Genomic DNA, 14351 nt, shown 5'->3' on the forward strand with positions numbered 1-14351 from the left:
GCCTACGCCCGGTGCCTATGCCGCACGAATGGTCGACAACTCCCCGTGACCAGCGGGGAATCGGTTTCGGCCGCCCGGCAAGCCCTAGCTTTCGCCGGTCTCTTTACGGGTGTGGAGCTGACGCGCGACCTCCGCGATCGACCCCGAAAGGGACGGGTACACGGTGAACGCGTTCGCGATCTGTTCGACGGTCAGGTTGTTGTCGACGGCGATCGAGATCGGATGGATCAGTTCCGAAGCGCGCGGCGCGACGACCACACCGCCGACGACGATGCCGGTGCCGGGACGGCAGAAGATCTTGACGAAGCCGTCGCGGATGCCCTGCATCTTCGCGCGGGGGTTCCGCAGGAGCGGCAGCTTGACGACCCGCGCGTCGATCTTGCCCGCGTCCACGTCGGCCTGCGTGTAGCCGACGGTGGCGATCTCGGGGTCGGTGAAGACGTTCGACGAGACGGTCTTCAGGTTCAGCGGGGCCACCGCGTCGCCCAGGAAGTGGTACATGGCGATACGGCCCTGCATGGCGGCCACGGACGCGAGCGCGAAGACGCCGGTCACGTCACCGGCGGCGTAGACGCCGGGAGCCGTCGTACGGGACACCTTGTCGGTCCAGATGTGCCCGGACTCGCGCACCCTGACCCCGGCCTCCTCAAGACCGAGACCGGCGCTGTTGGGGATGGCGCCGACGGCCATGAGGCAGTGGGTGCCGGAGATGACGCGGCCGTCGGAGAGCGTGACCTCGACCCGGTCGCCGACCCGCTTGGCGGCGGCGGCGCGGGAGCGGGCCATGACGTTCATGCCACGGCGCCGGAAGACGTCCTCCAGGACGGCGGCGGCGTCCGGGTCCTCACCGGGCAGCACGCGGTCACGGGACGACACGAGGGTGACCTTCGAGCCCAGCGCCTGATAGGCACCGGCGAACTCGGCGCCCGTCACACCCGAACCGACCACGATGAGCTCTTCCGGCAGCTCGGTGAGGTCGTACACCTGGGTCCAGTTGAGGATGCGCTCCCCGTCCGGCTGGGCGTCGGGGACCTCGCGCGGGTGGCCGCCGGTCGCGAGGAGGACGGCGTCGGCGACGAGGGTCTCCTCGGTGCCGTCGGCGGCGGTGACGACGACCTTGCGGGAGCCGTCGAGGGCCTGCATGCCCTCAAGGCGTCCACGGCCGCGCAGCACACGGGCGCCGGCGCGCGTGACGGAGGCGGTGATGTCGTGGGACTGGGCGAGGGCGAGCCGCTTGACTCGCCGGTTGACCTTGCCGAGGTCCACGCCCACGACCCGGGCCGCCTGCTCCAGGGGTGGCGTGTCGTCGGCCACGATGATGCCGAGCTCTTCGTACGACGAGTCGAAGGTGGTCATCACCTCGGCCGTAGCGATAAGGGTCTTCGACGGCACGCAGTCGGTCAGCACCGACGCTCCGCCCAGACCGTCGCAGTCGACGACGGTCACCTCCGCGCCGAGCTGCGCCGCTACCAGCGCGGCTTCGTATCCGCCGGGTCCGCCACCGATGATCACGATCCGAGTCACGTACTCCATTGTCCCGCACGCTTCAAGGTGCTACTGCCCGGGGGGCCCGCCCGGGACCTCACTGTTACGGGAGTGACGCCCGATCCCGCTGCCGTACCCTCTCCCCATGTCGCTCTACGCCGCCTACGCCGGCAACCTCGACGCGCGGCTGATGACCCGCCGCGCACCGCACTCGCCGCTGCGCGCGACCGGCTGGCTGAACGGGTGGCGGCTGACGTTCGGCGGCGAGCAGATGGGCTGGGACGGGGCGCTCGCGACGATCGTCGAGGACCCCTTCTCGCAGGTCTTCGTCGCGCTGTACGACATCGCGCCGATGGACGAGGAGTCGATGGACCGCTGGGAGGGTGTCGGCCTCGGCATCTACCGCCGGATGCGGGTCCGGGTGCACACCCTGGAGACCGAGGAGTCGGTCTGGCTGTACGTCCTCGACGCGTACGAGGGCGGCTTGCCGTCGGCGCGATACCTCGGGGAGATCGCCGACGCGGCGGAGTCGGCGGGCGCGCCGCACGACTATGTGATGGAACTGCGCAAGCGTCCCTGCTGACACAAAAGACCCTCAAGAGCCCCCGCTGACGCGAGCGTCCCTGGTCACGCTCCGCGTAGCGGGCGTCACACCTCTCGTTGGAAACGACAAGACAACGATCCCTATCCCGTTGGCTCTGTCATCTACGCGCGTAGGCCCAGACCAGCTACGCTCATCCGCGTGAACGCATCTCTTCTTCCGGACGACATCCAGGGCGACCCGCACGCCGCCGCTGACGCCGCCGCCGCTCGCCTGCGCGAACTGACCGGCGCCGAGACCCACGACGTCGCCCTCGTGATGGGCTCCGGCTGGGCGCCGGCCGTGGACGCCCTCGGCGCTCCCGACGCCGAGTTCCCGGTCACCGAGCTGCCCGGTTTCCCGCCGCCGGCGGTAGAGGGCCACGGCGGCAAGATCCGCTCGTACAAGATCGGCCAGAAGCGCGTCCTGGTCTTCCTGGGCCGCACGCACTACTACGAGGGCCGCGGCGTGGCGGCGGTCTCGCACGGCGTCCGTACGGCCGTAGCGGCGGGCTGCAAGACGATCGTGCTGACCAACGGCTGCGGTGGCCTGCGCGAGGGCATGCGCCCCGGCCAGCCGGTCCTGATCAGCGACCACATCAACCTCACGGCGACGTCCCCGATCGTCGGCGCGAACTTCGTGGACCTCACGGACCTGTACTCCCCGCGGCTGCGCGCCCTGTGCAAGGAGATCGACCCCACGCTGGAGGAGGGCGTCTACGCCCAGTTCCCCGGCCCGCACTACGAGACGCCGGCCGAGATCCGCATGGCCCGCGTGATCGGCGCGGACCTGGTGGGCATGTCGACGGTGCTTGAGGCGATCGCGGCGCGTGAGGCGGGCGCCGAGGTGCTGGGCATCTCGCTGGTGACCAACCTCGCGGCGGGCATGACGGGCGAGCCGCTGAACCACGAAGAGGTGCTTCAGGCCGGGCGTGACTCGGCGACGCAGATGGGCGCGCTGCTGGCGCAGGTGCTGGGCCGCATCTGACCGCCCCGCCAGGGGGGCCGGGCCCCCCTAGGGCCTGTCCGGCGGATCCTGTCGCAGACGCGGGGTCTGGCACGCACATCTGCGGCGTTGTCGTCACTCGCCGACGCTCCGCGTCGACTCCCTCCTCCGCCTTGCAGCTGCACGCACCAGACCCCGCTCACCGGCGCTGATGAGGCGCCGCCGATTTCCTGCGACCTGATCCGCCGGACAGGCCCTAGCCACCGTACGAACGAAACGAGAGGTTGACCCGACGTGCACGACGATCTCATCGCACGAGCCAAGACCTGGCTGGCCGAGGACCCCGACGCGGAGACCCGTGACGAACTCGCCAAGCTCATCGAGGCCGGAGACGTCACCGAACTCACCGCCCGCTTCAGCGGCACCCTTCAGTTCGGCACGGCGGGACTGCGCGGCGAACTCGGCGCGGGCCCCATGCGGATGAACCGGAGCGTCGTCATCCGCGCCGCGGCCGGCCTCGCCGCGTACCTCAAGGGGAAGGGCCGGGCGGGCGGCCTGGTCGTCGTCGGCTACGACGCCCGGTACAAGTCCGCCGACTTCGCCCGCGACACCGCGGCCGTGATGACGGGCGCCGGCCTCCGCGCCGTCGTCCTCCCCCGCCCGCTCCCGACCCCCGTCCTGGCGTACGCCATAAGGCACCTCGGCGCGGTCGCCGGCGTGGAGGTCACGGCCAGCCACAACCCGCCGCGCGACAACGGCTACAAGGTCTACCTGGGCGACGGCTCGCAGATCGTCCCGCCCGCCGACGCGGAGATCGCGGCGGAGATCGACGCGATCGTCTCCCTCGACGACGTCCCCCGCCCGGAGGCCGGCTGGGAGACCCTCGACGACGCCGTCCTGAACGCCTACCTGGCCCGCACGGACGCCGTCCTCGCCGCCGGCTCCCCCCGCACCGCCCGCACCGTCTACACGGCGATGCACGGCGTCGGCAAGGACGTCCTCCTCGCCGCCTTCGCCCGCGCGGGCTTCCCGGAGCCGGTCCTCGTCGCCGAGCAGGCCGAGCCCGACCCGGACTTCCCGACCGTCGCCTTCCCCAACCCGGAAGAGCCCGGCGCGATGGACCTCGCCTTCGCGAAGGCCCGCGAGACCGGCCCCGACCTGATCATCGCCAACGACCCGGACGCCGACCGCTGTGCCGTCGCCGTCAAGGACGGTGCCGACTGGCGCATGCTCCGCGGCGACGAGGTCGGCGCGCTGCTCGCCCAGCACCTCGTCCGGCGCGGCGCGCGGGGCACCTTCGCCGAGTCCATCGTCTCCTCCTCCCTCCTCGGCCGGATCGCCGAGAAGGCGGGTCTGCCGTACGAGGAGACCCTCACCGGCTTCAAGTGGATCGCCCGTGTCGAGGGCCTGCGCTACGGCTACGAGGAGGCCCTCGGCTACTGCGTGGACCCCGACGGCGTACGGGACAAGGACGGCATCACCGCCGCCCTGCTCATCACCGAGCTGGCGTCCGAGCTGAAGGAGGAGGGCCGCACCCTGCTGGACCTCCTCGACGACCTCGCCGTGACGCACGGACTGCACGCCACCGACCAGCTCTCGGTGCGTGTCGAGGACCTGTCGGTCATCGCGGACGCCATGCGGCGCCTGCGCGAGCAGCCGCCGACCGAGCTGGCGGGCCTGGCCATCACCAAGGCCGAGGACCTCACTCGGGGCACGGACAAGCTGCCGCCCACGGACGGGCTGCGCTACTCGCTCGACGGCGCCCGGGTCATCGTCCGGCCCAGCGGCACCGAGCCCAAGCTCAAGTGCTACCTGGAGGTCGTCGTCCCGGTCGCCACCCACGCCGACCTGCCCGCGGCCCACGCCAAGGCGTCGGACCTGCTGGCGACGATCAAGCGGGACCTGTCGGCGGCGGCCGGCATCTGAACGCCGTTGGGGTGCCCCGACCGACCGGGGCACCCCAACGGGTGATTTCACAACGCCGGTTGACGCGCGCTGCGCACCCCGGCCCCCTCCCCGGGAAACGGTGGACGGACATCCCCGTCCGCCGAGCCCCGGAGCCGCCCCGTGTCCTGGACCGCCCCCGAAACCGCCCCCGGCGGCAGCATCCCGGGCAGCCGGCGACCCGGGACCACGCACGGCCCCCGCCACCCGGCCGTCCGCGCCCTGCGGCACGCGGCCCCGGCGCTGGCCGCCTTCACCGCCGTACGCCTGGCAGGCCTGCTGTTCCTCGCCCTCTGGGCGCACCACCAGGACCACGGCCTATGGCCGGTCCTGGCGCGGCAGTGGGACTCGAAGTGGTACCTCGGCATCGCCGACCACGGTTACGCCCGCGAAGTCGGCCCCAACGGCAACAACCTGGCGTTCTTCCCGCTCTACCCGGTCCTCGTCAAGGCGGTCGCGGCCGTCACCCCCGGCACCCGCGCCACCACCGCCCTGTGCCTCGCCGTCGCCGCCTCCTTCCTCGCGGCCTGGGGCGTCTTCGCTGTCGGCGACCGGTTGTACGGCCGCCGGGTCGGCGTACTGCTCACCACCCTGTGGGCGGCGTTCCCGGTCGGCCTGGTGCAGTGGATGGCGTACACCGAGTCCCTGTTCACCGCGCTGGCCGCCTGGTCCCTGTACGCCCTCCTGGCCCGCCGCTGGCTCTGGGCGGCGGCGCTGGCCGTACTCGCGGGCCTGACCCGCCCGACCGGCATCGCGCTGGCGGCCGCGGTCACCGTGACGGCCCTGCTGTCCCTGCGCCGCGGCTTCTCCGCACCCGCGCTGACAGCCGCTCTCCTCGCCCCGCTCGGCTGGTGCGGGTTCATCGTCTGGGTGGGGCTGCGGGTGGGCCGCTGGGACGGCTACTTCGCCGAACAGCGGGTGTGGAGCAACGAGATGGACGGCGGCCGACGGACCCTGCGCGAGATCCGCCAGCTGCTGGTGCGGGACGCGAGCCCGCACCTGTTCCTGGTCATGGTGACGCTGGTGCTGCTCGCGGCGGCCGCCCTGTTCGCGCTGTCGGCACGGGACCGCCAGCCCCTCCCCCTGCTGGTCTTCACGGGCGTGACCCTGCTCATCGTCCTGACCAGCGGCGGCGTCTACTTCCCCCGCGCCCGCTACCTCCTGCCCGCCTTCCCGCTCCTGCTCCCCCTGGCCCTGCGCCTGTCCGCAGCGGCCCGCCGCCACCGGTTCGTCGTCCTGACGGCGGCGGTGGCGGGCTCGGTGTACTGGGGGGCGCACATGGCGCTGGTGTGGCCGGGAGCGCCGTGACTCCCGCTACGGGAGCTACGGGAGCTACGGGAGAAGGACCAGCCCCGCCGCGAAGACGACGGCCAGAACCACGCTGACGGGCCACATCGGGCGCCCCCGCTCCCGCTCGCTCGCCGCGACGGTGGGCCGCAGCGCCGGGTCCTTCCACATCGCGGTGATCTCGGCGGCGGTGCGCTCGTAGGGGTGGCGCCAGCCGCGCCGTAGCTCCATCTTCGGCCAGCGGGTGCCGTACATGGTCCAGGTGGGGAAGGCGGCCCGGTGGCTGTCGATCTTCAGCTCGGTGCCCTTGCAGCGCACGACGCGGATGTCGTCCCAGGCGATGTGGTGGACGCGGCGGAACCCGTTGAACCACAGGCCCTCGCTGTCGGCGGTGACGGTCCAGGCGAGCCGGTCCGGGAGGACCAGGGCGCCGACGAGTGCCATGAAGCCGCCGAGGGCGTAGCGCCAGAACCAGCCGCTCTCGCCCGCGAACATCGGGACGAACCAGAAGACCAGCACCACCGCGGTGAGCCGGTCCAGCCACCCCGCACGCCACCGCCGTACGGACCCGGACCCGGCCCCGGCCCCGGCCCCGGACCGGAGGTCGGCGACCGCCGCCTCGGCTGCCAGCCGGCCCAGCTCCCGGTACGCCTCCTTACGGGTCCCGGCCCGCTTCTCCCCGACGATCCGGCGCTGCCCGAACCGGTCCGACAGCGGCCGTACGGGCGCCTGCGAGCGCTCTATCAGGGGCGGTTCGCCCGGCTCCTCGTCGGCGCTCACCAGGAGGATCTCGGCGCCGTCGTAGGGCAGCCCGTAGAGGACGGCCTCGCGGAGGGGGCCGGGTTCCTCGTTCTCGAGGCGGTCGAGGGCGGCCAGCATCTCCGCCTCGGCGGCCTCCTCGTCGAAGTCGTCGTCCTCGTCGTCCTCGTCGTCGGCGTCCTCGAAGAAGCCCTCGCCCTCGTCGTCCAGCTCGGACGTCGAGACGGTGAACAGGGGCCGCAGCGCGCCCAGGTCGTCGGCGGCGTAGACCTCGGCGTCGACGTCCGTGTTCTCCCGGACCAGGACGCGCAGAACGGGGACGGGGGCGCGGCGCAGGGCGGCGGCGCGCCCTCGGCCGATGAGCCCGGAGAGGACGGCGGTGAGGCCGAGCCCGATCACGAAGGAACCGGCCGTCAGCGGCACCTGCCCGTGCAGTGTCACGACCATGACGGCACCGGCGGCGGCGACAGCGGCCCCGAGGCAGACGAGGAGCTTGCCGCGCCGGAACGTCTTGCCCTTGTCGGGGAGAGGGGCGGTGATCCCGCCGGTGGCGGCGAGGGCGGCCTCGCGCTGCCGCCGCCGCGCGAGCAGCCGCGCCATGGCGGCCACCCAGACGAGCAGCAGGACAGCCAGCGCGGGCACACTCACAGTCCAGGCCATCGGCTGCTGGGCAGGGCCCACGAACAGCAGAACGGGCACCGAGACGCGCACCACCTCGGGCCGCATCACCAGCCACACTCCGTGCAGCGCGAGCACGGCGGCGGCCCACGGCTCCACATCGGCGTGCCGGGTCAGCAGGAGCGCGCCCACCAGCCCGCCCACGACCACCACGCCCTGCACACCCACGTCGAACCGCACCGGCACCCAGCGCGCGGGCGCGGCCTGCGCCCAGCGCCGGGCCTGTTCACCGTCCCAGGGAAGGCAGCCGTCGGGTATCGCGGACGCGGGCAGCGGCAAGGGCCGCTGTGGGTTCGTACTCATCGTTTCCCAGACACTCGGACCACGTATGTGGTAGCGGTCCTCGGGTCCGTTTCCACCGAGGTGAGGGCCGATGATGACGGCCCAAGCTGTGAAAAGGGCCGCCCGTCAGCCCGTCGCGATGAGGATCACCAGCAGCAGCGCACCCGCCACCATCGGCCCGAAGATCTCGTACGCCCAGCGCACGGTCACCTCGCCCTGCGCGCTCTCCGCCTGGCCCCGGCTCTCCATCAGTTCGCGCAGGTCGTCCATGACCTTGTCGGTCTCGGCGCGCGCGGGACCCTCGTCGGGGTCGACGGCACCGGCGAACCCGAGCCCTCCGATGCCTCCCGCGCGGCCGGCCCCGCGACCGCCCCCGCGCTCGGCCCTCGCCGTCCGCCGCGCCGCCTTCTTGCGGGCGCGCAGCGAGACCGGTACGGCCCACAGCTGGAACTTGGCGCCGGACTCGGTGACGATCTCGTTGGAGTAACCGGAGCGGAGCGCCGCGGCCTGGCCCCAGGGCAGGACGATCAGCCGGAACGGGTTGCGGATGCGCACCCGGTCCTCGTTGGCGAAGACGGCGGGGCGCACGGTGAAGGCGACGACCGCCGGGATCACCAGGATCATCGAGGCGAGCGCCAGCCAGGGCGTACGGTCCTCGCCCTGGACCAGGGCGTCGATGCCGAGCCACAGGACGATGGCCAGCAGCAGGACGCCTCCGGCGATGCCGGCGGGTGAGCGGTAGATCCGGTCCTTGGTCGTCATGGGCCCGATTGTGCACGACGGCGGCGCCGACGCTCATACGCGGTACCGCCCACGCTCATACGCGGTGCCGCTATCGAAGATGAGCAGCTGGGGTGTACAGCAGCTACGCGCGTAGATATGCTCGGCTTGTGACCATGCCCACCACTGCACCCACCGCACACGCTCTTACGGATGTCACCGCGTCCGACAGCACGCTGCGTCGCTTCCTCCACGGGCTGCCCGGCGTCGACGCGGTCGGCCTGGAGGCGCGCGCCGCCTCGCTCGGTACCCGTTCCATCAAGACGACCGCCAAGGCGTACGCCATCGACCTCGCCATCTCGATGGTCGACCTGACGACGCTGGAAGGCGCGGACACCCCGGGCAAGGTCCGGGCGCTCGGCGCCAAGGCGGTCCACCCCGACCCGACCGACCGTACGACCCCCGCGACCGCGGCCGTCTGTGTCTATCCCGACATGGTGGCCGCCGCCAAGGAGGCCGTCGCCGGTTCGACCGTGAAGGTCGCCTCGGTCGCCACTGCCTTCCCGGCGGGCCGCGCCGCCCTCTCCGTGAAGCTGGCCGACGTGCGCGACGCCGTCGCCGCGGGCGCCGACGAGATCGACATGGTCATCGACCGCGGGGCGTTCCTCGCGGGCCACTACATGAAGGTGTACGACGAGATCGTCGCCGTGAAGGAGGCCTGCGGGACCAGCGCCCGCCTCAAGGTCATCTTCGAGACCGGCGAGCTGTCGACGTACGACAACATCCGGCGCGCGAGCTGGCTCGGCATGCTGGCGGGCGCGGACTTCATCAAGACGTCCACGGGCAAGGTCGCGGTCAACGCCACCCCCGCCAACACCCTGCTGATGCTGGAGGCCGTGCGCGACTTCCGCGCGCAGACCGGCATCCAGGTGGGCGTGAAGCCGGCCGGCGGCATCCGCACCACCAAGGACGCGATCAAGTTCCTGGTCCTGGTCAACGAGACCGTGGGCGAGGACTGGCTGGACAACCACTGGTTCCGCTTCGGCGCCTCCTCGCTCCTGAACGACCTGCTGATGCAGCGTCAGAAGCTGGCCACCGGCCGCTACTCCGGCCCCGACTACGTGACGGTGGACTGATCACCATGGCATCCGCATCTGCTTTCGAGTACGCCCCGGCGCCCGAGTCCCGCTCGGTCGTCGACATCGCCCCCTCCTACGGCCTGTTCATCGACGGCGAGTTCGTGGAGGCGGCGGACGGCAAGGTCTTCAAGACCGTCAGCCCCAGCACCGAAGAAGTGCTGTCCGAGATCGCCCAGGCGGGCGAGGCGGACGTCGACCGCGCGGTGAAGGCCGCCCGCAAGGCCTTCGAGAAGTGGTCCGCGCTGCCGGGCTCCGAGCGCGCCAAGTACCTGTTCCGCATCGCCCGGATCATCCAGGAACGCAGCCGCGAACTGGCCGTCCTGGAGACCCTGGACAACGGCAAGCCCATCAAGGAGACGAGGGACGCCGACCTCCCCCTGGTGGCGGCCCACTTCTTCTACTACGCGGGCTGGGCCGACAAGCTCGACCACGCCGGCTTCGGCGCGAACCCGCGTCCGCTGGGCGTGGCGGGCCAGGTCATCCCCTGGAACTTCCCCCTCCTCATGCTGGCGTGGAAGATCGCCCCGGCACTGGCGACGGGCAACACGGTCGTCCTGAAGCCGGCGGAGACCACCCCCCTCTCGGCCCTCTTCTTCGCGGACATCTGCCGCCAGGCGGGCCTGCCCAAGGGCGTCGTCAACATCCTTCCGGGATACGGCGACACGGGCGCCGCCCTCGTCGAGCACCCCGACGTCAACAAGGTGGCCTTCACCGGCTCCACAGCGGTCGGCAAGGCGATCGCCCGGCAGGTGGCGGGCACGAAGAAGAAGGTCACCCTCGAACTGGGCGGCAAGGGCGCGAACATCGTCTTCGACGACGCCCCGATCGACCAGGCGGTGGAAGGCATCGTCAACGGCATCTTCTTCAACCAGGGCCAGGTCTGCTGCGCGGGCAGCCGCCTGCTGCTCCAGGAGTCGATCCAGGAAGAGCTGCTGGACTCCCTGAAGCGCCGCCTGTCGACGCTCCGCCTCGGCGACCCGCTGGACAAGAACACGGACATCGGCGCGATCAACTCGGCCGAACAGCTGGCGAGGATCACCTCCCTGGTGGACCAGGGCGAGGCGGAGGGCGCCGAACGCTGGTCCCCGGCCTGCGAACTCCCCTCCTCCGGCTACTGGTTCGCCCCGACGCTCTTCACGAACGTCACCCAGGCGCACCGGATCGCACGGGACGAGATCTTCGGCCCGGTCCTGTCGGTCCTGACCTTCCGCACCCCCGACGAGGCGGTCGCGAAGGCCAACAACAGCCAGTACGGCCTGTCGGCGGGCATCTGGACGGAGAAGGGCTCGCGGATCCTGGCCGTGGCCAACAAGCTGCGCGCAGGCGTGGTGTGGTCCAACACGTTCAACAAGTTCGACCCGACCTCGCCGTTCGGCGGCTACAAGGAGTCGGGCTTCGGCCGCGAGGGCGGTCGGCACGGCCTGGAGGCGTACCTCGATGTCTGACCGTAATGAGCGCCTGAGCGTCTTCAAGACCTACAAGCTGTACGTCGGCGGGAAGTTCCCGCGTTCCGAGAGCGGCCGGGTGTACGAGGTGACGGACTCGAAGGGCAACTGGCTGGCGAACGCGCCCCTTTCGTCCCGCAAGGACGCCCGTGACGCGGTGGTCGCCGCGCGCAAGGCGTTCGGCGGCTGGGCGGGCGCGACGGCGTACAACCGCGGCCAGATCCTCTACCGCGTCGCCGAGATGCTGGAGGGCCGCAAGGCGCAGTTCGTGCGCGAGGTGGCCGAGGCGGAAGGCCTGTCGAAGTCCAAGGCGGCCGACCAGGTCGACGCGACGATCGACCGCTGGGTCTGGTACGCGGGCTGGACCGACAAGATCGCCCAGGTGATCGGCGGCGCGAACCCGGTGGCGGGCCCGTACTTCAACCTGTCCTCGCCGGAGCCGACGGGAGTGGTGGTGGTCGTCGCCCCGCAGGAGTCGTCGTTCCTGGGCCTGGTCTCGGTACTGGCCCCGGTGATCGCGACGGGCAACACGGCGGTCGTCATCGCGTCGGAGAAGTCCCCGCTCCCCGCCCTGTCCTTGGGCGAGGTGCTGGCCACCTCCGACGTCCCCGGCGGTGTCGTGAACATCCTGTCCGGCCGTACGGCGGAACTCGCCGCGCCGCTCGCCGCGCACCAGGACGTCAACGCGATCGACCTGGCAGGGTCGGACGAGGTTCTGGCCAAGGAGCTGGAGATCGCGGCGGCGGATAACCTGAAGCGGGTTCTCCGTCCACAGCCTGTGGATGAGGTCGACTGGTCGGCGACCCCGGGGATCGACCGGCTGACGGCGTTCCTGGAGACGAAGACGGTCTGGCACCCGACGGGTTCACTGGGCGCGGGCGGCTCGTCCTACTGACGGACACCGCCTGACCAGGGCCGCGGTTCCTCTCCGTCCGGAGGAGCCGCGGCCCTTCCCGATATCAAAGAACCTCCCCTCGACTACGGGCATTGGCATTGGCCACGCGCGCCCACATCAGGGCCTCCGCCTGTTCACGAACGTCCAACGGCTGAACGTCCTCGGGTCGCGCCGTCCACTCCGTCCCGCCACCCTCCGGACGCAGCCACACGAACCCGTCCTGGTGATCCATGACGACCCCGCGCCTCTCCAGCCGTGCGTCGAGGGCGAGTTGGCCGATGGGGAGCCGGGTCTTCTCCAGTTCACTGTTCACACTCCGAGCGTCCCGGCGGACGGCACAGGTGAACCAGGGTGACGCTGTTCCGAACCGGATCAGGGAACAACGCATAGCACCCACGCCGTCACCATCTGCAACTACCCTGGAGGCGCGACTCGTTCCACGTCCCGGGAGGAACAGACCATGACCCAGCCCGCCCGCGACCTCGACCCCTCCCACTCCGCCCGCGACCTGTACGGGGTGGAGTTGCGCCGCCAACGCCAGGCCGCCGGGCTGTCGTTGGACCGGCTGTCGGACATCGTGAACTACAGCAAGACGCATCTGCATGGGGTGGAGACGGGGGAACGGCTTCCGCTGCCGCCACTCTCGGAGAAGCTGGATGTGGCTTTCGGGACGGGGGAGTTGTTCCAGGGGCTGTGGGGAACAGTGAAGCGGGAGCATACGCCGAGGCGGTTTGATCATTGCCTGGAACTGGAGGCCAAGGCGTCGCGGATTCAGGCTTTTGGCGCGAGCATCATCCCTGGGCTGCTTCAGACCGAGGAATACATGCGCGCGATGTTCACCGCAGGGGAACCGGGGATGGGTCCCAAGGAGATCGACGGCCTGGTGGCTGACCGCCTGGGCCGCCAGGAGATCCTGCGGCGGGACTGCTCACCAGACTTCTGGTGGATCATCGGGGAAGCGGCGCTGCGACAAGTTGTAGGCGGCCCCTCGGCGATGCGCGGGCAACTCGCGGCGCTGCTGCCACTGGTCCACACACGGCACACGACCATCCAGGTAAGCCCGTTCGAGGCGGACGTGTGCTTCCTGATGAGCGGCACCCTCATTTTGCTGACCCTCCCGGACAACTCAACCACCATGTACCAGGAGGGTGTTGGGTACGGAGAAATCATCGACGACCGGGAAGCCGTCACGCGGTACGCGCGAGAGTACGATCTGAAGAAGGCCTGTGCCCTCTCTCCGCAGAAGTCCGCAGCGCTGATCGAGACAATGTTGGAGACATACGAGTCATGCGAGTCACCCGGGACCTGAGCACCGCCCGCTGGCGCAAGTCCTCCTACAGCGACGGCCAACAGGGGGGTGAGTGCCTCGAAGTCACCGACGACTTCCCCAGCACCGTCCCCGTCCGCGACAGCAAGAACCCCACCGGCCCCGTCCTGCTCCTGACCGGAACGGCCTGGCAGCCGTTCGTCAGCGGCGTCAAGCACGGCTCCCTGTAAACACAGGTACGTCACAAGAGCGCGATGATGCCCTCGACTACGAGCGCCACCAGGGTGACCGCCAAAGGGATGGCCAGGAGGAACTCCGTTATCCCCGATGACTCGGCCTCATGCAGATCCTCGGGTGCGGAACCTTCCGCCCTCCTGCGCCCCTCCTCCAGGGTCTCGATCACCTTCCGGTGACGTCCGAACGACGGCCAGCGGCTGAACGCCTCGACGCGCACCCTCCGGCCATCGACCAGCCCGACGGAGAGCACGCCCGTCCGGGGTTCCCAGTCGATGCCCGTCAGCAGCTGCCAGGGGATCTCGTAGGTGTGGTGGAGGTTGCGAACCTTCAGGACGGAGTCGCTCACGGACGCGGTCGGCACCACGTGCACGCGCGCGATCCAGATCATCAGGCACAGCCCGCTGGTGATCGCCGACACCTTCAGCACGCTCACTTCAGGCAGTGCTGTGATGCCGGCGACGGCCGCCGACGCGACGGCCACGACGCTGAGACCTGCCACCAACCTACGGTCCCACCATGGGGTGATCCGTTCCAGACCCGTCATCATTGCCTCATTCTGTTCCCCCTGTCGTTCTCCCGGGGCCCCAGCTGGGTCGCGCAGCCGGGGCTCCTCACGCACGCGTACCAGCTCGGGGTCGAGGTGGAAGGCGCGGAACGTCTCATGTGTGCGGCGGTACGGGGAGACGTA

At 70.7% G+C, this 14351-nt stretch carries 14 protein-coding genes and 1 pseudogene; 9 read left to right on the top strand and 6 right to left on the bottom strand.

Annotation, left to right across the window (positions count from 1 at the left end):
- Window positions 1–84 precede the first annotated feature (84 nt).
- Window positions 85–1533, bottom strand: a complete 1449-nt coding sequence (locus ABZ928_RS35355; protein ID WP_361527944.1) for an NAD(P)H-quinone dehydrogenase — start codon at window positions 1531–1533, stop codon at window positions 85–87.
- Window positions 1534–1630: 97 nt separating this feature from the next.
- Here ABZ928_RS35355 and ABZ928_RS35360 point away from each other — a divergent pair, with 97 nt between their 5' ends.
- From ABZ928_RS35360 to ABZ928_RS35375, 4 genes are all read left to right on the top strand, one after another.
- Window positions 1631–2068, top strand: a complete 438-nt coding sequence (locus ABZ928_RS35360; protein ID WP_361527946.1) for a gamma-glutamylcyclotransferase — start codon at window positions 1631–1633, stop codon at window positions 2066–2068.
- A 159-nt stretch (window positions 2069–2227) separates the two neighbouring features.
- The gene (locus ABZ928_RS35365) at window positions 2228–3052 is read left to right on the top strand and encodes a purine-nucleoside phosphorylase (protein WP_361527948.1); all 825 of its coding nucleotides are present in this window, start codon (window positions 2228–2230) and stop codon (window positions 3050–3052) included.
- Window positions 3053–3304: 252 nt separating this feature from the next.
- Window positions 3305–4936 carry a phospho-sugar mutase gene (locus ABZ928_RS35370; protein WP_361527950.1) on the top strand — a complete coding sequence of 544 codons (1632 nt, stop codon included), beginning with the start codon at window positions 3305–3307 and terminating at the stop codon, window positions 4934–4936.
- Between the two features lie 180 nt (window positions 4937–5116).
- Window positions 5117–6262 carry a hypothetical protein gene (locus tag ABZ928_RS35375; protein WP_361527996.1) on the top strand — a complete coding sequence of 382 codons (1146 nt, stop codon included), beginning with the start codon at window positions 5117–5119 and terminating at the stop codon, window positions 6260–6262.
- A gap of 24 nt (window positions 6263–6286) precedes the next feature.
- On the opposite strand, the gene ABZ928_RS35380 is transcribed toward ABZ928_RS35375, so the two are convergent.
- Together ABZ928_RS35380 and ABZ928_RS35385 are read right to left on the bottom strand one after the other, a co-directional pair.
- A complete protein-coding gene (locus ABZ928_RS35380) occupies window positions 6287–7981 on the bottom strand; it encodes a hypothetical protein (RefSeq protein ID WP_361527952.1) in 1695 nt (564 codons plus the stop codon).
- 105 nt (window positions 7982–8086) lie between these two features.
- Window positions 8087–8722: a PH domain-containing protein gene (locus ABZ928_RS35385; RefSeq protein ID WP_361527954.1), complete on the bottom strand. Its 636-nt coding sequence runs from the start codon at window positions 8720–8722 to the stop codon at window positions 8087–8089.
- 134 nt (window positions 8723–8856) lie between these two features.
- On the opposite strand from ABZ928_RS35385, the gene deoC reads away from it, so the two are divergent.
- Genes deoC through ABZ928_RS35400 form a run of 3 tightly spaced genes read left to right on the top strand, consistent with a single transcriptional unit; the run spans window position 8857 to window position 12159 of the window.
- Complete coding sequence (deoC, locus tag ABZ928_RS35390; protein WP_361527956.1) at window positions 8857–9816, top strand: deoxyribose-phosphate aldolase; 960 nt, start codon at window positions 8857–8859, stop codon at window positions 9814–9816.
- A gap of 5 nt (window positions 9817–9821) precedes the next feature.
- Window positions 9822–11264, top strand: a complete 1443-nt coding sequence (locus tag ABZ928_RS35395; protein ID WP_361527958.1) for an aldehyde dehydrogenase family protein — start codon at window positions 9822–9824, stop codon at window positions 11262–11264.
- Window positions 11257–12159 carry an aldehyde dehydrogenase family protein gene (locus ABZ928_RS35400; RefSeq protein WP_361527960.1) on the top strand — a complete coding sequence of 301 codons (903 nt, stop codon included), beginning with the start codon at window positions 11257–11259 and terminating at the stop codon, window positions 12157–12159. The genes ABZ928_RS35395 and ABZ928_RS35400 overlap by 8 nt, the downstream gene beginning before the upstream one ends.
- Before the next feature lie 64 nt (window positions 12160–12223).
- Here the strand turns inward: ABZ928_RS35400 and ABZ928_RS35405 are convergent, their stop codons facing one another.
- Complete coding sequence (locus ABZ928_RS35405) at window positions 12224–12472, bottom strand: hypothetical protein (protein WP_361527962.1); 249 nt, start codon at window positions 12470–12472, stop codon at window positions 12224–12226.
- Window positions 12473–12619: 147 nt separating this feature from the next.
- Between ABZ928_RS35405 and ABZ928_RS35410 the strand changes: the two genes are divergently transcribed.
- Window positions 12620–13468, top strand: coding sequence for a helix-turn-helix transcriptional regulator (locus ABZ928_RS35410; RefSeq protein WP_361527964.1), 849 nt, complete (start codon window positions 12620–12622; stop codon window positions 13466–13468).
- Window positions 13447–13656, top strand: coding sequence for a DUF397 domain-containing protein (locus tag ABZ928_RS35415; protein WP_361527966.1), 210 nt, complete (start codon window positions 13447–13449; stop codon window positions 13654–13656). Before ABZ928_RS35410 ends, ABZ928_RS35415 begins: the two co-directional genes overlap by 22 nt.
- Before the next feature lie 11 nt (window positions 13657–13667).
- Here the strand turns inward: ABZ928_RS35415 and ABZ928_RS35420 are convergent, their stop codons facing one another.
- Both ABZ928_RS35420 and ABZ928_RS35425 read right to left on the bottom strand, forming a co-directional pair.
- Complete coding sequence (locus ABZ928_RS35420; RefSeq protein ID WP_361527998.1) at window positions 13668–14162, bottom strand: hypothetical protein; 495 nt, start codon at window positions 14160–14162, stop codon at window positions 13668–13670.
- 93 nt (window positions 14163–14255) lie between these two features.
- Window positions 14256–14351 (bottom strand): annotated as a pseudogene (locus tag ABZ928_RS35425) (histidine phosphatase family protein); the annotation flags it as partial.

It is taken from the genome of Streptomyces sp. NPDC046909 (assembly GCF_040644695.1).
In the GTDB taxonomy this organism is placed as follows: domain Bacteria; phylum Actinomycetota; class Actinomycetes; order Streptomycetales; family Streptomycetaceae; genus Streptomyces.